We start from the raw sequence: 20,776 nt of genomic DNA, 5'->3' as shown, positions 1-20,776 counted from the left end.
ATTGGAATTGTCCAGACTAATCACTTCTCGATCTATCTTACCTTACGTCCTAACTAAGCTGGCGATTGCTATATAACCTTTATTGTCAGCTTTATATCTTTTAATGATGATTAAAGAAAAGGCATTGAATAAATACATCAATGAAATATTGTAGGCATATTTGGTTTTTTTCGTAGACGCTAAACATCCCCAATCTTCCTCAGCCGAGGTAGTATTATCGGCTGCTATCTTCGGGTTTTTTGGGCTAAAATAATTCAGTATCAAACAATTTCTTTAAAGTAAGAAAAAAGAATAGTTGGTATTAACCACCACCAATAATAAAGTCTCTCACTACCTAATCCCAATTCGCAGTAAGCAGCAGGAAGATGACCAGAAGGTGCATTTAAGTTGAAGTCAAGTTGCTCGTATGCTTTCCAAGTACCTTGTTGGTACCATCCAACAGAATTACCGAACTGACACCAAGTTTCGTATTTAGCATCTATATTTCCTGATATTTTATTCCAAACCTGTTGTTGAGTACTAAATCCAAAATGTCCGTTAGTGTATCTCTTCCACAGTTCATCAATATCTTGCAAATCAGAAGCAAATAAATTTTCTGCGTCAACCGTTCGCAACCAACCTTCTGCTGTTCTATTTGACAATGTCAATAAAATATTAGCTGTTTCCAGATCCGCTTCACGCCACATTTTATTAGCTAGTAAATTTTGCAAGCGTCCATAATCAAATGTCACAATTGTTGGAGTACTTTCTTGCGAGTGAGATTCTTGAGATTTAGGAAGTACTCTGAACCTTTCTCCTTCTGTTTCTACATCAAAATACTGGCTGTGAAATTCAGATAGTTGATTTAACAATTGCGATCGCTCTTGCTTTAATTGTTCTAATTCAATTTTTAAGTTGTTTTGCTCTTGAGTCGCTCGTTCTAGCTTTGATTCCAGTTTTGACAAGTTATCTTGCGACCTTCTCCACCATTCGCGCGCCCAAATTGTTCTTGATAGTTCTCGCTGGAAAGATTCTTCTGAGATCTTTTCAGATGAAGAATATTTTTTTACATACCACCCACAAATGGAACAGTAATCTGCCAGTTCACTGAGGGATTCTGTTTGGCAAATGGGACACTGAGCCATGTTTAACTCCTGACCTTATGTGGGATTATTAGCTTGGAAAGTTTATGAGAAATCAAAAATATAAGCTTATATTTTCTGTCTACAAACCCATACGTGGGTTTTCGGTAAATTTTATTGGGAAATTTGACTTAAATCTGAAGAAATGGGATTGTCAAATTTGCTTTTAGTCAAATTTGCTTTTAACAGTACAACGGAATTTTGAACGAAAAAGCCCTATGAAAATCTGGCAAGCTGATTTTTATCGAAGTCCCCAGCAAGATGCATCAACTGAGGTATTCTGGGATTTATTGATTTGTGACCCCAAACTCGATTTTAAATATGAGGCTAGTTGTCCCCAATCACAAGCGAATTCTACTTGGCTTGCTTCCCAATTCCAACAAGTAGGGGAAAAACCGGATGTAATTCAAGTATTTCGTCCCCAGTCTTTAAGTTTAATTGAGCAAGCTGGAAATAATTTGGGAATTAAGGTTGAACCGACTCGTCGCACCACAGCTTTAAAAGAATGGTTGCAAGAAAAACAGTATCCGATAGCTTTGGATAAGCCCCCTCCAATGCCTTTACCAGAAAATCTTTGGGGTCAAGAATGGCGTTTAGCGACATTACCTGCGGGTGATATTGTTGATATCTTTGGCGATCGCCCAATTCCAATTTTAGATATGCCAGATTATTGCCTGCCAATTAATTTGGGTTTGGCTTCAACTGTAAAAATTCCCGGAATTGTTATTTATGGTGGCAGACAATCGATGCGTTTAGCAAGATGGTTTCAAGAAGTTCGTCCGGTAGAGATAAATTACATTGCTGGTGCACCAGATGGTTTTGTTTTGGAAGCAGGTTTAATAGATCGATGGGTTGTTGTGACTTTTGAAGACAAAGAAGTTGCAGCAGCAGCACAAAATTATCAACAGCGCAAGCAAGAAAGTAAAGGATTGCACTTTTTATTGATACAACCTGATGATTCGGGAATGACTTATAGCGGTTTTTGGTTGTTGAGAGATGAAAAGTAGAGAAAATCACTTTAAAAACAATTTTTTAGTTCGATTTTCACTATCTGGGATGAAGGGCTACTGAAAGCCCCCGGCTTCTAACCGTGGGATAGCTTACTACTAGTAAAGTCTACTTTGTGAAGAATTGTAATGACCAGTTATTAAGGTTATGCTTAATTTGAAGGGTGTAGTTAAAAACTCTACATGCGGTTAAATCCAAGCAAAAGTAGATGAATTTTAAGAATATTAAGGGGCTGTTTGACTTACCAACTACATATTGGATTGTGGCGCTAGTTGGTTTTATTAATTCCGTCAGTTTTACCATAGTTTATCCACTACTGTACCCCTACGCGAAACAGTTTGATTTGAGTGATTTTCAAGCAAGTTTGTTACTTACAGCTTTTTCTGTATCTCAGTTTATTGGTACGCCAATTTTGGGTAGACTTTCAGATCGCTTGGGGAGAAAACCTTTACTGATAATAAGTTTATTAGGTACAGTCGCAGCAAATATTATTGCAGCTGTAGCACCTTTTGCTTGGCTACTATTTACTGCTCGTATACTTGATGGATTTACCGGTGGAAATAACTCTATAGCTAGTGCAGTAATCAGTGACATTACCAATGCAGAGCAACGTACTAAAGCTTTTGGTATTTTTGGTTCTGTGTTTAGTCTTGGACTTGTTATTGGTCCAGCACTCAGTTATCTTGCTCTTCAACTACCAACACCGGAAGGTATATCTTCACTGGGTTTAAGTTTTTTGCTAGGAGCAAGTATGGCTTTATTTGCAACGGTGTTAACTGCTTTTTTTCTACCGGAAACATTACCTCGCTCGGAAAAGCAAGAATTCTACTTGAGTTGGAGCGATTTCGGTTTGCTCAAAGTTGCTCGATCTGTAGCTCGACCTAAGTTGGGCAAGTTGTTTATTTTAACCTTTCTTAGCGGTACTACCTTTACAATTTTTACCTTTGCATTTCAACCTTTTTTGTTAGAAGTACTAGAACAAGACGTAAAAGTTCTAACAATTATATTTGTTTTAGTTGGAGTAATAGGATTCATCTCTCAAGTTTTTGCTCTAGATCCATTACGAAAAAGATTCAATCTGATTGATATTCTTTTTACAGCGTTGCTCGTGCGAGGAATCACATTTTTATTAATTCCCACATTCCCCAACATTACAGCCTTTTTTATCATTATTGCGATTTTCAGTTTAATTACTGCTTTCCCTATGCCTTTAATCGAGTCTATTTTGTCCCTCAATAGCACTCAAAAAGAGCAGGGTGAAGTACTAGGAACTAACGTTTCTTATCTTAGTCTTTCCAATGCTTTGGGACCAGCGATTTCTGGATTACTAGTTACACTCGGTTATTTGGCTCCTTTTTGGATTACAGGGGTTTTGACTGTATGTACGGCTTTATTTGCTTTGCAACTCAAGTTTCAATTTAAGTGTAGTGTCAGCGATCAATAACACTTAGATTTTTCTATTATCGATAGTTAAGGAAGGAGTACGGAGGAAGAAGGATTAATCTACATATAAACAGGACTTACGCACTTGTTACCAATTTTCAGGGGTTTGGGATTGCTTCCTTACGTCGCAATGACTTTAATTTCCTTGTCCGTGCGTAAGTCCTGATAAATTTATTACACTTCTTCCTTCTCATTTCTTTCCTCTTCCTTCCGACGTAGTCGGTCAACTTTAGAAATAGTAAAGGGAATTTAGACTTTATTCCTTTTGACTATTTTTGAAAAAATTATTCTTTCTTTATACATATAGACTTTAAAAATATCGATTTTATACAATTGTTTGTATATGAATAGAAATAACATACCCTGTGTAAATATTGGAATCTTTTAAGCAATATATATGATTTTGAACAGTCGATTAATATCATCTTATCTCTATTTTATTAAAAAATAATGTATTAAAAATTCATCTTCTTGATAAGTGAAAAAAATCAAGTAATTTAAATCCTAATTTTATAATTAAATTTATCAAACGGTATTCACATACTGAAAAATATAAAATTAGTCATCAAACAGTTAGCATCACAAATTTACACCATACTAAATTATGACTTACACAATTGTCACAATATACTGGTGATATGTGACACTAAGAACCTTATTTATATATTCAAATTAACTCGTTTGTATCATATCCCTCGCAAGAAAAATATATCAGTTGTGCAGGTTTTCGAAATAAAACTAATTTCCTTGTACCTTATTTCCGCTCGATTTATAGATATTAAATCAAAAAATATATGATAACCACGAGCGTACAAAAAATACAGACAGAAATTAAATCAAAATTTGTTAAGGAAGAATTTGACTTTCCTATAGAATTTTGGTTAGTAACTCTAATTGCCTTTATTAACTCTCTTGGCTTTACGATTATTATTCCTCTACTTTATCCCTATGCAAAATACTTTGGTTTAAGTGATTTTCAGGCAAGTTTATTAAGCACAGCTTATGCAATTTCTCAATTTTTTGCAACACCAGTTTTAGGAAGAATTTCAGACCGTTTGGGAAGAAAACCGTTATTAATTTTAAGTTTAATCGGAACTATAGTAGCTAATATTGTTGCCGCTTTTAGTCCCATTGTGTCGTTATTATATCTGGCTCGTATCATCGATGGGCTAACAGGTGGAAATAATTCTATTGCAAGAGCTATTGTCAGCGACATCACGACAAAAAAGCAGCGCGCTCAAGCATTCGGGATTTTTGATGCTATATTTCGTTTGGGGTTTGTCGCTGGACCAATCATAAGTTACCTCGCAGGAAAAATTCCCACTTTTATGGGGATATCTTCATTAGGAATGAGTTTTTTAGTTGCAGCAATTGTCGCTTCCATTGCAACTTTATTAATATTAGTTTTTCTTCCTGAAACTGCACCTCGGGTAACAACTGAAAATTTTCGATTTAAATGGAGTGATTTTGGTTTCATTAAAATTCTTCAGTTTGCACCTAGACCTAAATTTACAGATATTTTTATCCTCACTTTTTTAAATGGTGTAATTTTTACTACTTTTACCTTTGCATTCCGAATTTTTACTCTAAATATTCTCGAGCAGACTTCTAAAACCTTAGCGATCGTATTTGCTGTAATCGGAATGTTGGGACTCGGATCACAAATTTTTATCCTCGACCCGCTGCGTCAGAAGTTCAACCTTGTTGATATTTTATTTTTAGCATTGATAATACGAGGAATAATGCTTTTGTTAATTCCTACGTTTCCTACTCTTACACCTTTTTTGATGTTTACTGTAATATTTGGTGTGGTGAATTCTTTTCCGATACCATTGATAGATTCTATTTTATCTCTTAATAGTAGCGAAAATGAACAAGGGGAAATACTAGGACTCAATACTTCCTACGTCAGTCTTTCTAATGCTATTGGTCCGGCTATATCTGGTTTATTAGTGACTTTTAGTGACTTAATCCCCTTTTGGGTTACGGGTGGATTAAGTGTGTTAATAGCTTTTTTTGCTCTAAAACAAATTAAGTTAGAGTTCAAATGCGGACAACACAGCTTATTGTGATCTGGTAAATACTATTTTCCTTGAATCTTTTGCACAAAGAATTCTTCTAAACTCAGACTGTGCAACTCAGTAGAAATGAGTAATCCTCCCATGAGTCTTAGACTCGCAATAAAGTCATAAACATCACCTTCTAGTTTTCCTTCCCAAGAACCATCCGCTAAACCTCCAATATCAGGTATCCACTGTTTAAGAACTTCCCAATCACCACCCTGACCTTTAACTCGATAGGTGTGGGGAGTTCCTAATAATTCTGTTAGAGAACCAGTACAGATTAATTCACCTTTTGCCAGGATTGCAATGCGATCGCAAATTTGTTCTACTTCACTCAAAACGTGACTATTAAAGAAGATAGTTTTTCCAGTAGCTTTGAGATGTAAAATAATTTCCCGCATTTGATAACGTCCGACAGGATCGAGTCCTGACATTGGTTCGTCAAGAAATATTAATTCTGGATCGTTAATTAATGCTTGTGCCATTCCCACTCGTTGGAGCATACCCTTAGAGTAGTGACGCATACGTTTTTTACAAGCATCAGCTTGGGATAAACCCACCAAGTCTAGAAGTTGAGGAATTTTTTGTTTCTGTACTCGCTTTGAGAGTCCAAACAGCCCTGCTGCTAATTGCAAAAACTCCCAACCAGTAAGATATTCATATAAGTATGGATTTTCTGGTAAATAACCAATACGTTGCTTTATATTGCGATCGCCCAAGGGTTTACCCAGCAATAACCCCCTCCCGGAAGTTGGATGAATAATACCCAACAGTAGTTTTAATAGTGTTGTTTTCCCAGCACCATTAGGTCCTAACAACCCAAAGGTTTCTCCTTTGTAAACTGTTAAAGAACAATGTTTGAGGGAAGTAAATTTTTGATTCAAGAAAAAGCCAGTGCGATAACTTTTTCGCAAGTCGGAAGTTAAAATTACCGGCAAATTATCTTGAATATTCGATTGCGAATCAGGAGCATCTGCAACAGACTTCATCTCTGAGTAACAGGTAACTACAGCTACACCACATTAGCATTTAGCTATCAGTAACCCAATTATACTTGGGTTATAAGTTTTAATTAATTACAAAGATTAATTAAAACAGTATCCAGACGGAATATTTAGGATGATAACCCTAAGTATCCTAGGGTTAAATTTTGACCGTATCATATAATAGAAGCGAAAACTCGACAAACCGTTTCTTTCCTGGAAGTTTAACTGCTATCTTTGATATTAACAAAACATCACATATGCTTGACTGCGAGCAGTTTATTCATTAATATGATTCCGACCGATTGGTCTTACCTTCAATAATAATAGGTAAAATCGAAGTAATGCACTATTGGTCATTATAATATTCTTCCCTGAGTAGTAATCGAAAAAAACTGATGTCTAAAGGTCAAGAGACAAAGGAGAGAATTCTTCAACAGACAGCCGAACTGTTTAACAAACAGGGGTATGCTGGAACTTCGATGTCTGACATTATGCAAGTAACGGGTCTAAAAAAAGGAGGAATTTACAATCACTTTCAAAATAAGGATGAATTAGCACTACAAGCCTTTGATTATGCTGTTAGTCTAATTAGTTATCGCTACAGGATTGCACTGTTAAGTAAACGTAATGCGATCGAGCGCTTACAAGGAATTGTTCAAGTCTTTGTGAGTTATATAGACAAACCACCTTTAAAGGGGGGTTGTCCTTTACTGAATACTGCTGTTGAAAGCGACCATACTCACCCAGCTTTGAGAAAGCGCGCCCAGGAGGCAATGAACTCTTGGTACGATATGATTCGCAGAGTTGTGCAAAAAGGAATTAGGAGGGGAGAAATTTCTTCAGACATTGACCCTGAGCAAGTCGCTACGGTGACTATTGCTATTTTTGAAGGTGGATTAATGATGACTCAACTACATGACGATCCTATTTATCTTAAGAGAGCCATGACTCATCTCTCTCAGTATATTGAAAGTTTCTCTCCAAGATAAAAATAATACATACCCTGACTATTTTTACCCTGAGGATATTTTGTTTCGAAAAACAGACCGAAAGGTCTTTTTGTCTGGAGCGACGATTGTATTATTGGCATTAATTTATGATTGAAACTGATAAATTATCTCGTCCGTTAGAGGTAGAAATTACCATCCCGGTACGAACATACGACATAGATTTTGCTGGAATTGTCAGTAACATTGTTTATATTAAATGGCTGGAAGATTTACGCTTGAAATTTCTAGACGAACACTTACCACTCGAAACAGAAATTGCTCGCGGAAGTGTACCGATAGTTTCTAAAACTGAAATTGAATATAAACGACCAATAAAACTTTTTGAATCAGTAATTGGTAGACTTTGGGTTGCTAATTTCGGGCGAATAAAATATACAATCCAAGCTGAAATTATCTCTAATAATAATATTGCGGCGACTGCAACCCAGATAGGAACATTTATTAGTACGGATAATGGTCGTCCAGTAAAAATACCAGATAAATTACTACAAACATATTCACAATTTAAACTAAATTCACAATCTTAACCGATGAGTAAGTGAATTATTGTTTGGTGAACGCAAATATTTAGTCGGAGATAGATTATCTGCTGCGGATATCACTCCTTATAAAAATTAAATATTGAATTTCTTGGAAAGATTAAAGTGAATAAATTGAGGAGAAATTATCGATGTTGAAATTTTACTACAACCCCCTTTCACCGATGTCGCGTCGGGTATGGCGAGGTTTACTCGAAAAAGAGATTCCCTTTGAACCTATTTTGGTGGAATTAAATGGGGATCATCTACAACCAGATTATTTAGCTATTAACCCTTTTCATCACGTACCAGTAATTATTGATGATGGTTTGCGAATACTAGAATCTATAGCCATTTTGGAATATTTGGAACTTAAGTATCCTACACCAGCACTGTTACCAACAAATATTCAAGAAATAGCAACAGTAAGAATGGTGCAAATGGTATCTACCAATGAATTGCTAGCAAAAGTCGTTTCTCTAATTTTTGAGGCTGAAGATTCCCCTCAATTTATTCAAGCAAGGGAGCACATAGACAAAGTCTTGGGTTTTCTAGTAAATACCTTGCAAAATAAACCTTATTTTGGTGGGGAACAATTAAGTTTGGCAGATATTGTTTTGGGAACAGATGTTTCTTTATTACCTAAGTTAGGAGTTGATTTCTGTAATTATCCGACTCTAAATCGGTGGTTTGAAAGGCTAATGGAACGCCCTATATGGGAACAAACAAAACTTAGTGATCGAGACTTTCAAGAATTTAAGCGTAGAGTACGAATTTTAGCAAAAATGCGGAAGCGTGAGTTAAGTCGAACAGGTAAAACAAATTAACCGGATCTATGACAAATAAATTATTAGCAATAGCTTGTGCATCGGGTAGTTTCAAAGGTGCTTTCGCTCACGGTGTATTGAGTGCTTTGGAAGCTAATGGGATCTTTGCAAATGCTTATGCTGCAGCATCTTCATCTGTAATACCTTCCGCTTGGGCTGTTTTAAAGAAAGCTAGCGAACTAGGGGTCGATTATTGGCTCGCAGGTTTACAAGCTCTAGGACAACCAGATATGGGAATTAGTCAGGTAGTAAAAGGGGGAATCAATAATTTTAGTCCCCCGAAAGAAGAGTTATTTGCGCCAGAAACACCAGCCTATTTTGTTGCTGTGAGTGCGGTTACTACTCCCGAAGCTGCGAAAGAAACTCAAGGTGAAAAATTTAGACGTTTAGGACGACGTTTATTATTATCAGCAGCAAAAAAAGACCGTAGTTGGGTAGATGAAAACTTGCAAATGAAGATGTTTAGTAACAAGTCAAAAGATATTTTATTGCAAAATCAGAATCTTGTAACAGAAAGGATAGATAATTCCGGTGTAGATCCAAGGGATGTTTCTAAATTGAATGCAAACAACTTTGAGGAAGTTGCTTATGCAACCTCACGAATGCTTCATGACTGGGACATTCCCGCTTGGATAGATGGAAAACCCTATATAGATGCTTCTTATACTTGTTTATGTCCCGCGATTGAAATGGTTGAAGCTGGGTACAAAAAAGTAATCGCCATAGCAAACGAACCGGGTACTCTATATCGAGATATGTTTCAGCTAGAGCAAATTCCTGGAAATTATCGAGGAGTTGATATCCACATTATCAAACCAGATGTGGACCCCAAAGAGTTTGGAGTTGATTTTACAGATGCAACTCCTGAAGGTTTGTCTGCGTTGTACAAACACGGACAAGAAATTTGCGAGCAGATGCTAGCAGAAGATATCAATTTTACAGCGATTTGAGTGCGTAAACTTGAGAAACAAGTAAGGATAAAAAGTATACTTCTTACTTATTACTCCTTACTTCTTACTTATTACTCCTTACTTCTTAGTTCCTCTACTCATCCTCAGGTTCGACAAATTTCCATTTGATTTTATTTCTACTGCACTTAAACCAAAAATCATTGACTTCATTCCAAAGAACCCCCCGGTTTTGCATATCGATGGGGAAAATTGTTGGAAGACTGGACATCGAACCAAGCTCTTCTCCGTTCGCAGAAATCAGATAACCAGTTTTTTCCTTTTCGTCAATACCGATAATGTAAGTAGGGGCTGGATATGAAGCTATACCCCGCATAGACTCTTGGGAAAATTTAACCTTCAAGCGATTTTGTTTTTTTGTACAACCTTGTGTTGTAGATTTAACTTGCACAAAAAAGTAAGGTGCTGATTGTCCTGCCCCTACCAACTCCACAATATAATCAACGTAGGGCAATTTATCATCCAAGTATCTTGGTTTAAAAATAGCACCTTTATCAGAGTGAGATTCCGTCATTAAAGCGACGAAGATTTCTTCACCTTTTTCTCCCAATCTATCTTTCATCTAAAATATTCCCAAGCAAATCCTAAATTTTACTTAACTGTTTGACATATCTTCCCATAAGTATAGGGTAAGCAACATGTATTACCCAAAATACTAATATATTTTCGGATAAGATTTGGTATATATCCTTAAAGCTTGTGCAAACACATACCCAAATTTATAACGCAAACCTGTAACAGGTGTGTTAATTAATTGTTTTTCCTAGAGAGGTAGTATTATAAGCACCAAAACAAAACTAGAGAATTGCTGTTAGCACAAGTTTATCCGGAGGAAATTATATCGTGTCTGGGCAAACTAACAAATAATATTTTTGTATTATCTAGGCTAACAGCAATCTCAAAATCGTTTATTTTTGCTCAAAAAGCATGGAAGCTCAAGCACCTCCTCTCAACTTATCCAGCACACTTCTATCCTCCAATGTTGAAGTATCACCAGATACCTCTTGTCCTGCTGCTAGATTGCGTAATAAGCGCCTCATGATTTTACCAGAACGAGTTTTTGGCAAAGCATCAGTAAAACGAATGTCTCCAGGACGAGCGATCGCACCTATTTCTTCAGTAACATGTTTTCTAAGTTCTTTAGTTAAGTCATCACCAGCATCATGTCCGCCTTCCAATGTTACAAAGGCAACTATATCTTCACCTTTGATTTCATCTGGCTTGCCAACAACAGCAGCTTCTGCAACTGCGGGATGAGAAACTAAAGCTGATTCTACTTCCATAGTCCCTAGGCGATGACCGGATACATTAATTACATCATCAACCCTACCCATGACCCAGAAGTAACCATCTTCATCTTTGCGAGCACCATCACCAGCAAAATATAGGTAATTTCCATCTTTAGGAGCAATATGTTCCCAATAGGTGCGGCGGAAGCGTTCGGGGTCACCATATACTGTGCGCATCATACCTGGCCAAGGGTGACGTACTATCAAGTAACCACCTTCATTCTCAGGAACGGGATTTCCGTCTAAGTCTACAATGTCTGCAAGAATGCCAGGGAAGGGACGAGTAGCCGAACCAGGTTTAGTAGAAATTGCCCCAGGTAATGGTGTAATCATTACTCCACCAGTTTCAGTTTGCCACCAAGTATCGACTATTGGACAACGTTCCCCACCAATGACTTTGTGATACCACATCCAAGCTTCTGGATTAATTGGCTCGCCGACGGTTCCCAGTAAACGCAAAGAGGAAAGATTCCGAGACTTGGGATGACTGTCGCCCATTTTGATAAAAGCACGAATTGCTGTTGGTGCAGTATAAAAAACCGTTACACCATATTTTTCTACTACATCCCAAAAGCAACCCGGATTGGATTTGCGGGGGGCACCTTCGTACATTAAGGTTGTTGCGCCGTTGGAAAGAGGTCCATAAACAATGTAACTGTGACCAGTAATCCAACCGACATCCGCAGTACACCAATATACATCAGTGTCTTGCAAATCGAAAATCCATTTGGTGGTCATATGGGTGTAGAGATTATAACCACCTGTAGTGTGAACAACTCCCTTCGGTTTACCAGTACTACCGCTAGTGTAAAGAATAAATAACATATCTTCACTATCCATCGGTTCGGCTGGACAATTGGCTGAGGCATTAGGTTCTAAATTATGCCACCAATGGTCGCGTCCGGTTTTCATACTTACTTGTTGACGCGTTCGCTGTACCACCAAAACATTTTCTACGCTCGGGGCTGCATTGTTTTCCAAAGCCTTATCAACTTGAGGCTTAAGGGGAACTATTGCATCTTTGCGGAAACCACCATCAGCGGTAATTACCACTTTTGCTTGAGCGTCGTTGAGTCTATCCCGCAAAGCTTCGGCACTAAAACCACCAAATACCACACTATGTGGCGCGCCGATTCTGGCACAGGCTAGCATTGCAATGGCTGCTTCGGGAATCATCGGCATATATATACCGACTGTGTCACCTTTGCTGACACCCAACTGCTTGAGGACGTTAGCAAATTTACACACTTCTCGATGTAATTGGGCATAGGTTAAAGTTCGGGAGTCCCCTGGTTCGCCTTCCCAAATCAAAGCTGCTTTATTTTTGCGCCAAGTTGTCAGATGTCTGTCAAGGCAGTTGTAAGAAATATTAATCTTGCCATTAACAAACCATTTGGCAAAAGGTGGTTGCCAATCTAACACAGTATCCCACTTTTGAAACCAGTCTAACTCCTGTTGTGCAAGTTCAGCCCAAAAGGTTTGGGGGTCAGATTTTGCTTTTTCATAGAGTTGCTGGTAATCTTTGAGGCTTTTAATATGAGCATTTTGAGAAAATTCAGAACTGGGAGGAAAAATGCGCTTTTCGTGAAGAATTGATTCTATGTTTGCTTCAGACATAATGATAATAGTTAGTCCCTATTGTTACTGAACACTATTTTTAACGGATATTGGTCAGAATCAAAAAATATTTAGATTCTTGTTAAGCATAGAAATTTTTAAACTATGTATCTTTGGCGCATAATAACAATCCATTTACAAAATACAAAGTGAAGCAACACACAAAGATACAAAGCGATAATTAAGTTAGCAATGGTACTGCCTTAAATTTTTGTAGACCAATATGGTCAGATTAGGGGATAAATTTAAAAATAATGATTTGGTTGTAATTTTTGGACGATGCGTTACGGCGCTTCTAGAAAAGTAACGAAAAAAATGTATTCTTGTCCGCTTAACACACCCTACACCTGAATTTTTATTTTGACTTTTGACTTATTTCCTACGGACACGCTAGAGCCTGCGGCGACGGCAGATCCGCAGGTAACGTAGTTATAGCCTCTAGCTGCGCTACCTACGGTACGCTAATGACTTTTGACTTTTGACTTAATATCAACTTCTTTCCCAGATTTTAATCGTTGCATCATCGCTACCACTTACGATTGTTCGTCCACCCCGACCCCACGCAACTGATCGCACGTAATTATCATGACCCACTAAACAAGCAATTTCTTTACCCGAGCTTACTAACCAAATTTTAATAGTATTGTCCCAACTACCACTCGCAAGTAATTGTCCGTCTGGGCTCCATGCTAATGACCAAACTGAATCAAAGTGACCTTCAAGTGTATGAATTTCTCTACCTGTACTAATATCCCAAATTTTAATAGTATTGTCGCTACTACCGCTTGCAAGTAATTGTCCGTTAGGGCTAAAAGCTACGGTGTTAACAAACAAGGAATGACCTTGAAGTGTAGAAACTTCTCTACCAGAATTTATTTCCCATAATTTAATTGTAAAGTCAGCCCCGCCACTTGCAAGCAAAAGCCCAAACCCATTGGGGAAGTTGACCGGAAATGGACTCCATGCAACTGACCAAACTGATTCAGAGTGACCTCTGAAGGTAGTAACTTCTCTACCAGAATTTATTTCCCATAATTTAATTGTAAAGTCTGCACTACCACTTGCTAATAATTTGCCATTGGGACTAAAATTAACTGAATTGACGCTATTTGTATGACCCTTTAGAGTACGAATTTCCTTACCAGAATTTACTTGCCATAATTTAATTGTTTCATCCCAACTCGCACTAGCAAGTACTTCACCATTGTAGTTGAATGCTACTTGATGGATTAAACTGGAATGACCAAAAAACCACTTTCCAAAACTTCGTAATAATTGACCGGTTCCTAGATCCCATAGTTTGATTGTTTTATCGCTACTACCACTGGCTATAGCATTTAAAAATCCCTTTGATGATTGCAGACTTACTGGAGTAATAGCAACACTATGAACTTGACCTCCATGACCCCCAAGAGTATGTATGCATTGCCATATATTAAATTCTACATTTGCGGAACTTGCAGAACTAACTCCATGCCCAAAGGATAATGGGGGTGATTGATGAGAAGACGATCGGTCGTCGGTATTAATGGGAACTTGAGAAGATTCATCGGGAGTAATAATTCTTGTAGGAGTGACTGCTGGTAGCCCCGGATCGCCATCAGTATCTAATAGATTTAACCATTCTTGTACGGAATGGGGGCGATAATTAGCTTTCAAAGCCATTCCGCGCATAACTGCTTGATTTACTTTGTCGCTAATATTGGGGTTTATGCTTTGTGGCGGTTGCAATGGAATATGACGGCGATCATCGGCACTAGTGGGCATCACCCCGGTCAGCAAATTATAAAGTGTAGCAGCCAAGGCATAAACATCAATATATTCTCCCCTTGCTGCTTCTAACTGATATTGTTCGGGTGGGGCAAAGCCAGGAGTACGATAAACAGTATGTCTTTGAACTACATTTGGAACAAAATCTCTGGCGATTCCAAAATCAATTAATACTGCTTCGGGTTTACCTCGACGCAACATTATGTTGCGGGGTTTAATGTCGCGATGTAATAAACCCTTACGATGAACAACTGTTAGTGCATCACCAATTTGGCGGATATATAATAATGCTTCAGACTCTGAGAGTGCTCCAGTTTTTTGTATGTAACGTCCTAAATCTTCGCCTTCAATATATTCCATTACCATGCAAGGCAAATCTCCATCATCAAAAATGTTTTCGATTTGCACCACGTGGGGGTGGCGACACACAGCAAGCCGCACCGCTTCATCACGAAAATCTTGGCGTAATTTTTTTTGCTGGGTTTTCCATTGAGGATCCCTGAGAACTTCTTGTCTGAGGGTTTTTATTACCCTTGGTTGATTTTCTTCATTAACCGCAAGATAGGTAATCCCAATCCCCCCTTCGCCTAGCTTTCTGACGATAGTGTAACGTTCTCCAAATAATTTTTTTCCTGCACTCCAGACCATTAGTATAAATTTTGATTTGCTGGTATTTATTTTTTCATACAATTTCAAGCTTTATAGGTAGAATATAACTTGTAACTCCAGCTATATTTTAATTATTATCCGCTTGGTTTAAGGGAAGTTATTGATCTTTCCTTAAACTTAGATGACAAATTGTCTGAGAAATAACCCGAGATATATCAAGTTTCATAGTAGACTTAAGTATAGTTTTTTTGCGATTAGGGAATAAGTTTACCAGGAGACACTATTTATTAAGTATTGGCAAATATAAACAAGTGTATTAGGTGACTCAGTATTTTATTGATTGTTTCAGAATATTTCAGAATAATTCTCTCAGAGCATGCATCAAGGCTAATTAAGCCTCTGTAATTGCCAGCTAATACTTGAACGCATAAATTTTGGACACACAAGTTATAGCATGGCTCATTATTATGCTGTTCCTCAGAGGAAAACAGTAATCCTTGAGTGTCAGAGCCTATAATTTAGTTCTACAAACCAACTACAAACAAATTTATTTGTAATTGGTGTAGGCAAACCTGATATTAGCAGCTGTTAAAAATTATTGAAATTCTGTGGACACCATAACATTTTCATCGATGGAAATGCTTGCTAATACATTTCTACAAATCCATGCCTGATGTCAGGGGATGGTAAAAATTAATGGGTTTAAGTGCCTATATAAAATACTCAGATTTTGGCAAATTCCAGAGTAGAAACTTTTAGTTGCAAGCGATAGCTTTACTTTTGTTCTTTTCTCTAAAATTTTAATGAAAAATATTAATACTCTAAGCAAAGTATGATAGGTTTTCCTTGTTTATAGTTTTTTCATTTCTATATATATCAAAACACTAAGCAAATAAATTACAAATTTAGATGGTTTGTAAAGATAATATTTATTTTTGACTTCAGTATTTTTCAGTTTGATTGGTTATAACTCTTTAAAACTCAGCCATAACTGTTTGCAAAATTATGAATTAAGTTTGATATTTTATGTTTGATATTTTGGAATTTTGAGTTTAATTTAGGAATAGTTTGAGTTTATAGGAATGAAATTAATAAAAGATTCTAAATATAACTCCGTAGTATAAAACTTTGTGTAAAATTTAGATATAGCCTTTGGAATTAAATAGTATTATTTCTACTAGATACTATATTGCCTATAATTATTGACTGTTACCAACGACTACTCAGCAACAATTGAAATTAACCAATATATCTTACAAAGAATGATTGAAGATAATGTTTAAAAATCTTAAATTAAAACAAAAATTCACCATGATTTTACTCGTCATTCTTATTGTCGGGTTAAGTTTTTGTGGGTTATCTTTGTCACTAATTCTCAGACAAAATGCTGAGAGGGAAATTGCTTCAACAGGTCTTTTACTGATGGAGACAATGACATCAGTACGCCAATATACTAATGAACAAATCAAGCCTGAATTAAATGAACAGTTAGAAAGAGAATTTCTGCCTCAAGTTATTCCTGCTTACTCTGCTACTGAAGTATTCAATAATCTACGAAGTAAAGAGAAATATGGGCAATATTTTTATAAGGAAGCAACCTTAAATCCTACAAATCCTCGGGATAAAGCAGATGATTTTGAAACAGAAATTGTTGAGAAATTTAGGAACAACACAAAATTAAAAGAGTGGCAAGGATTTCGTTCCGAACCAGCAGTTGACATGTTCTATATTGCTCGTCCTTTACAGATAACAGAACCAAGTTGCTTGGAGTGTCACGATACTCCTGAAAGGGCACCAAAAACTCAAATAAAAAACTATGGTCCTGTAGGTGGTTTCGGTTGGAAATTAAATGAAATTGTGGGAGCCCAAATTATCTCTGTTCCTGCAAGTGCAGTAATTCAGAAGGCAAATCAATATTCGTTTCTAATTGTAGGAATTGTTTCTATTGTTTTCGTTGCCATTATTCTTTTAGTAAATCTGTTACTAAATAGACAAATAGTCCGACCTTTAAAACGAATAACTCGAGTTGCAGAAGAAGTTAGTACCGGACATATGGACGTTGATTTTGAGCAGTTATCAAATGACGAGATTGGTAACTTAGCTAAAGCTTTCAAACGTATGAAATTAAGTCTGGAAATGGCAATGAGAAGACTTAAGCGCCCACCAGGAAATACTAACACTGGTAATCCTAGTAACTATGGTAACTCTGGTAATTCTGGTAACTATGGTAATTCTGGCTATTAGCCATAACCGAATTACCTAATGCGAAGAATTTAGCAGAAAGCTTTAGCAAAAGAATTAGTTCAGCAAGCTACGTACAAATTCAATAGCTGCTTGCGAATCGGGAATTTCATTCGCGAGTAGCTCAACAAATTGCTGAGGTGAAAAATTTGGGTTATCGGCTAAAGTATCTTCGACAATCAAATTTGCCATTGGTCCAATATGATAGGCTAATTTTTCTTGACAACATCGGATAAAGTTTGCATCTAGATAAGAAATTCTCCCGGTTCCCTGTTCGGGGCGAAATTCTCGATCAGTTTGATGTTGTGGGTAAGATTCTCGATTGGTTTGATATTGTGGATAAGATTCTCGATTAGTTTGATGTTGTGGGTAAAATTCTCGATTGGTGTGATGTTGTGGGTAAGATTCTCGATTGGTGTGATGTTGTGAGTTTAACCCCCGATTGGTTGAGTTTGGTGAGTGAAAACCTCGATTAGTTGAAGAAATATTCCTTGATTGATTCTCTGGGAAATAGGAGTTTTCTGGCGCTCCTGCAAATGAATTGTCGGGGTTAGAAATAAATGCTGTAGGGGGCGTACTGGATATAGGATTTTGCAATAATGTAGAGGAATTATTTAGATTGTTTACACTCCGATTCTCTACACCCAAATTTTCCAGGCTAGCAAGAGTTTCTATTGCTGTTTGATAGCGTACTTTAGGAGTATCAGCTAACATTCTATCGAGTACTCGAGCAAAAGCATCACTCACATTAGTATATTGACGCCACTGCCACTCTAAGGAATATTGGTTCATCAGGGATGATGGCTCTCTACCTGTCATCAAAACGATTGCAGTCACGCCCAAAGCATAAAGATCGCTACTAGGGGAACAAATTCCCAAACTTATTTGTTCTCGGGGAGCATATCCAACTTTTCCTACCAAAGAAACTTTTCCTACAAAGGTATTTCTTTCAGTCTGAAGTGTTTGACCAATACCAGCAATTTGTTTTCCAACACCAAAGTCAATCAGCACGGGTATATTTTTGCCATCAGGTAACATGATATTATCAGGAGATATATCGCGATGGATAATATGATGTTGATGGACGTATTCCAAAACAGGTAGTAAATTTTTCAGCCAATCAATAACTTCATTTTCAGTAAAGGTCAGACCTTGTCTTTGACGTTCTGCTAGCAAGGCAGAGTAAGTTTTTCCATTTACAAATTCTTGCACTAGGAATAGTCTGTTATCTCCCTCAAAACACGCCAGAAAACGCGGAATCTGGGGATGTTCCAACTGGTGAAGAATTTTTGCTTCCCTTCTGAATAAATCTCGGCATTTTTCTAAACCTCCCAAGCCAGTTCCTACTGGAGCAAATTCTTTGAGAACGCAAGGTTCATTGAAACGCCGACTATCAAAAGCTAGGTAAGTTCGCCCTAGACCCCCTTGACCTAACAGTCGCTCAATTATGTAGCGATTATCAACCAAAGTACCGGAAGTAATTTCTGGTTTTGTTATAGGGGAATAAGACATCTTATTAAGCTCCCGATTATATCAAGTTTTATATATATATAGCTGTGGTTGCTGCAAGGTATGCACAAAATTATGCAAAAAAATATATAAATATTTTTTCTGTTGTTATTATTGAGGATTGTACGCTCGAAATTAAGCGATGACTTTGACACTCTCAAAAAAGTAGCAAATGCTTATAAGTTAAGTTTAAATGAGTTCTCCTGCAGCGAGTGTTAGGCAGGGATGTTCGAAAAGCTATGCTTAATAAAGCACTATTTACGAATACTGTACCTATAAGTGATTTTCCACAAAAAAATGACAACAAACTATTAAGTTTTATATATCAATTTTCATCAATACGTAGATTAAAGACTAGATTTAGCAAGAATACTGCTTGAGTGTTATAAATAAATAACTTGAAAAATAATAAAGTATTCTATTTTTTTCTTTAATAAAATATTATTAATCAAATATTTTATTAATAATTCCTCTCGAGAAACGCCTGCATACATACCGATTGCGTACATCTTTAAAAGGCGTTTCTATAATTTTGCTTTGCTAACTCCTGCTGTGTTTACGCCCCAATACCTACGGCTGAATCACTTTATGGACAACTACGTTACGCAAGAAGTACATTATCCGTTGGTTACTAGCTGCTAATCCCAAGTGCAAATCATGCTTGCACGAACCTAAGTTAAGTAAGAATGCGGTCTGTTCTGACTTCTAATTCCTGAACCTTGATAATTATTCATTCGCAGCAGTAGATTCTGTCGGGTAAAGTAAAACCGCAGGTGTTTCTTCAACTCGCTGTTCGAGTGGTCTAACTTTTTCGACTAATTTAATAAATTGTTTGTAATTAGGAATTGTGGCGCTGGGGACATAGCCCGCATCAGCAGTAATATGTGCTGGAGCTTGCTCCATTGCTCTTCGAATTTGCTGCTCGCGATTTCTTTCAACTGTTGGTGCTAGCAGTACAACTCCTGATGGGATATAGCGACCTTCATGTATAATTCTAAAATTTGTTTTTGGTTTTACTTGTCGATAACGTTCAAAATTCTTTTTGGATATCGCCCCAGCATCAACTGTTCCTTGGCTAATTAATTCCATCAATTTTTTGGGGGTAGAAGCAAAGTTAATTTCTTTGAGGGTAAGACCAAATAGATCATACAGGGGGACATAATAGCCAGCAGCAGAACCTTTTTGTCCTAAAGCAATGGTTTTATTCGCTAAATCGGAAATCTTTTGAATCGGACTATCATCGCGGACAATAATTAAAGGAGTTTGAACACTGCTGACTTCCGCCATTGAAAATATAGCTTCGTAGCGTTTTTTACCAATTGCGATCGCTGCTAGACCAGGAGGTGCAAACACCATATCCCAGTTTCGCGAGCGAATTTGTCTGATGGCTCGTAATTCGTTGTAAGTTGGCTCTATATCAACTACGGATTGTGTTTTGGTAGATAGATATGTTTTGAAACGGTTGTATTGTTGTTGGGAAAGCTTGGTTTGACCATAATTAACTACACCTACCGTCAACTTTTTCGGAACTTTTGGTTTTTCACTACCACCGAAGCATCCCGAAATCGATATACCAATAAATATTAATAACTGCAACAGCAGTAAGCTACGGGAAAACATAATAGATTTATGTAAAAGGAATGAAACTGAATTTATTTTGGAGCAGGTTTTAGACTCATTATCTCTGTTACTTGAAGCGGGTGGCGTAAATACCAAAAAAACTTTATTTTTGCTGGAAAAATGTTATTACCAGATGAAACTTATAAATAGATATTGACAGAAATACTCAGTCCCCGA

General features: G+C 37.1%; 15 protein-coding genes. 8 read left to right on the top strand and 7 right to left on the bottom strand.

Features of this window, described 5'->3' with window-relative positions; genetic code table 11:
* Positions 1–260: 260 nt before the first annotated feature.
* A complete protein-coding gene (locus BC008_RS25470; protein WP_027843437.1) occupies positions 261–1,124 on the bottom strand; it encodes a GUN4 domain-containing protein in 864 nt (287 codons plus the stop codon).
* A 215-nt stretch (positions 1,125–1,339) separates the two neighbouring features.
* Between BC008_RS25470 and BC008_RS25465 the strand changes: the two genes are divergently transcribed.
* The 3 genes from BC008_RS25465 (at position 1,340) to BC008_RS25455 (ending at position 5,644) form a co-directional block, all read left to right on the top strand.
* A complete protein-coding gene (locus BC008_RS25465) occupies positions 1,340–2,128 on the top strand; it encodes a Tab2/Atab2 family RNA-binding protein (RefSeq protein WP_027843436.1) in 789 nt (262 codons plus the stop codon).
* 209 nt (positions 2,129–2,337) lie between these two features.
* Entirely contained in the window at positions 2,338–3,573 is a 1,236-nt protein-coding gene (locus tag BC008_RS25460) for an MFS transporter (RefSeq protein WP_027843435.1), read from the top strand.
* Between the two features lie 793 nt (positions 3,574–4,366).
* Positions 4,367–5,644 (top strand): MFS transporter, encoded by a 1,278-nt coding sequence (locus tag BC008_RS25455; protein WP_058184005.1) that lies wholly within the window; start codon positions 4,367–4,369, stop codon positions 5,642–5,644.
* Between the two features lie 11 nt (positions 5,645–5,655).
* Here the strand turns inward: BC008_RS25455 and BC008_RS25450 are convergent, their stop codons facing one another.
* Positions 5,656–6,624, bottom strand: a complete 969-nt coding sequence (locus BC008_RS25450) for an ABC transporter ATP-binding protein (protein WP_027843433.1) — start codon at positions 6,622–6,624, stop codon at positions 5,656–5,658.
* Positions 6,625–7,016: 392 nt separating this feature from the next.
* Between BC008_RS25450 and BC008_RS25445 the strand changes: the two genes are divergently transcribed.
* The 4 genes from BC008_RS25445 (at position 7,017) to BC008_RS25430 (ending at position 9,926) form a co-directional block, all read left to right on the top strand.
* The gene (locus tag BC008_RS25445) at positions 7,017–7,610 is read left to right on the top strand and encodes a TetR/AcrR family transcriptional regulator (protein WP_027843432.1); all 594 of its coding nucleotides are present in this window, start codon (positions 7,017–7,019) and stop codon (positions 7,608–7,610) included.
* A 107-nt stretch (positions 7,611–7,717) separates the two neighbouring features.
* A complete protein-coding gene (locus tag BC008_RS25440) occupies positions 7,718–8,158 on the top strand; it encodes an acyl-CoA thioesterase (RefSeq protein WP_027843431.1) in 441 nt (146 codons plus the stop codon).
* A 143-nt stretch (positions 8,159–8,301) separates the two neighbouring features.
* Positions 8,302–8,976, top strand: coding sequence for a glutathione S-transferase family protein (locus tag BC008_RS25435; RefSeq protein WP_027843430.1), 675 nt, complete (start codon positions 8,302–8,304; stop codon positions 8,974–8,976).
* An 8-nt stretch (positions 8,977–8,984) separates the two neighbouring features.
* Positions 8,985–9,926 carry a hypothetical protein gene (locus tag BC008_RS25430; protein ID WP_027843429.1) on the top strand — a complete coding sequence of 314 codons (942 nt, stop codon included), beginning with the start codon at positions 8,985–8,987 and terminating at the stop codon, positions 9,924–9,926.
* Positions 9,927–10,020: 94 nt separating this feature from the next.
* Here the strand turns inward: BC008_RS25430 and BC008_RS25425 are convergent, their stop codons facing one another.
* The 3 genes from BC008_RS25425 to BC008_RS25415 all read right to left on the bottom strand — a co-directional run bounded on the left by BC008_RS25425 (position 10,021) and on the right by BC008_RS25415 (position 15,268).
* A complete protein-coding gene (locus BC008_RS25425) occupies positions 10,021–10,506 on the bottom strand; it encodes a DUF4365 domain-containing protein (protein ID WP_027843428.1) in 486 nt (161 codons plus the stop codon).
* Between the two features lie 373 nt (positions 10,507–10,879).
* Positions 10,880–12,850 carry an acetate--CoA ligase gene (gene acs, locus BC008_RS25420; RefSeq protein WP_027843427.1) on the bottom strand — a complete coding sequence of 657 codons (1,971 nt, stop codon included), beginning with the start codon at positions 12,848–12,850 and terminating at the stop codon, positions 10,880–10,882.
* A gap of 489 nt (positions 12,851–13,339) precedes the next feature.
* Positions 13,340–15,268: a serine/threonine-protein kinase gene (locus BC008_RS25415; protein ID WP_027843426.1), complete on the bottom strand. Its 1,929-nt coding sequence runs from the start codon at positions 15,266–15,268 to the stop codon at positions 13,340–13,342.
* A 1,236-nt stretch (positions 15,269–16,504) separates the two neighbouring features.
* On the opposite strand from BC008_RS25415, the gene BC008_RS25410 reads away from it, so the two are divergent.
* Positions 16,505–17,473 (top strand): c-type heme family protein, encoded by a 969-nt coding sequence (locus tag BC008_RS25410; RefSeq protein WP_027843425.1) that lies wholly within the window; start codon positions 16,505–16,507, stop codon positions 17,471–17,473.
* Between the two features lie 54 nt (positions 17,474–17,527).
* Here BC008_RS25410 and BC008_RS25405 read toward each other — a convergent pair whose 3' ends face one another.
* A complete protein-coding gene (locus BC008_RS25405) occupies positions 17,528–18,982 on the bottom strand; it encodes a serine/threonine-protein kinase (RefSeq protein WP_027843424.1) in 1,455 nt (484 codons plus the stop codon).
* 723 nt (positions 18,983–19,705) lie between these two features.
* Positions 19,706–20,599: a phosphate/phosphite/phosphonate ABC transporter substrate-binding protein gene (locus tag BC008_RS25400; protein WP_027843423.1), complete on the bottom strand. Its 894-nt coding sequence runs from the start codon at positions 20,597–20,599 to the stop codon at positions 19,706–19,708.
* Positions 20,600–20,776: the final 177 nt, after the last annotated feature.

It is taken from the genome of Mastigocoleus testarum BC008, from assembly GCF_001456025.1.
In the GTDB taxonomy this organism is placed as follows: Bacteria; Cyanobacteriota; Cyanobacteriia; order Cyanobacteriales; family Nostocaceae; genus Mastigocoleus; species Mastigocoleus testarum.
This window is presented reverse-complemented; position numbering and strand designations above follow the sequence as displayed.

Bases quoted from the DNA above. Each gene is read 5' to 3' on its own strand.
- BC008_RS25470 (WP_027843437.1), bottom strand. From the start codon at position 1,124: ATGGCTCAGTGTCCCATTTGCCAAACAGAATCCCTCAGTGAACTGGCA.
- BC008_RS25465 (WP_027843436.1), top strand. From the start codon at position 1,340: ATGAAAATCTGGCAAGCTGATTTTTATCGAAGTCCCCAGCAAGATGCA.
- BC008_RS25460 (WP_027843435.1), top strand. From the start codon at position 2,338: ATGAATTTTAAGAATATTAAGGGGCTGTTTGACTTACCAACTACATAT.
- BC008_RS25455 (WP_058184005.1), top strand. From the start codon at position 4,367: ATGATAACCACGAGCGTACAAAAAATACAGACAGAAATTAAATCAAAA.
- BC008_RS25450 (WP_027843433.1), bottom strand. From the start codon at position 6,624: ATGAAGTCTGTTGCAGATGCTCCTGATTCGCAATCGAATATTCAAGAT.
- BC008_RS25445 (WP_027843432.1), top strand. From the start codon at position 7,017: ATGTCTAAAGGTCAAGAGACAAAGGAGAGAATTCTTCAACAGACAGCC.
- BC008_RS25440 (WP_027843431.1), top strand. From the start codon at position 7,718: ATGATTGAAACTGATAAATTATCTCGTCCGTTAGAGGTAGAAATTACC.
- BC008_RS25435 (WP_027843430.1), top strand. From the start codon at position 8,302: ATGTTGAAATTTTACTACAACCCCCTTTCACCGATGTCGCGTCGGGTA.
- BC008_RS25430 (WP_027843429.1), top strand. From the start codon at position 8,985: ATGACAAATAAATTATTAGCAATAGCTTGTGCATCGGGTAGTTTCAAA.
- BC008_RS25425 (WP_027843428.1), bottom strand. From the start codon at position 10,506: ATGAAAGATAGATTGGGAGAAAAAGGTGAAGAAATCTTCGTCGCTTTA.
- acs (WP_027843427.1), bottom strand. From the start codon at position 12,850: ATGTCTGAAGCAAACATAGAATCAATTCTTCACGAAAAGCGCATTTTT.
- BC008_RS25415 (WP_027843426.1), bottom strand. From the start codon at position 15,268: ATGGTCTGGAGTGCAGGAAAAAAATTATTTGGAGAACGTTACACTATC.
- BC008_RS25410 (WP_027843425.1), top strand. From the start codon at position 16,505: ATGTTTAAAAATCTTAAATTAAAACAAAAATTCACCATGATTTTACTC.
- BC008_RS25405 (WP_027843424.1), bottom strand. From the start codon at position 18,982: ATGTCTTATTCCCCTATAACAAAACCAGAAATTACTTCCGGTACTTTG.
- BC008_RS25400 (WP_027843423.1), bottom strand. From the start codon at position 20,599: ATGTTTTCCCGTAGCTTACTGCTGTTGCAGTTATTAATATTTATTGGT.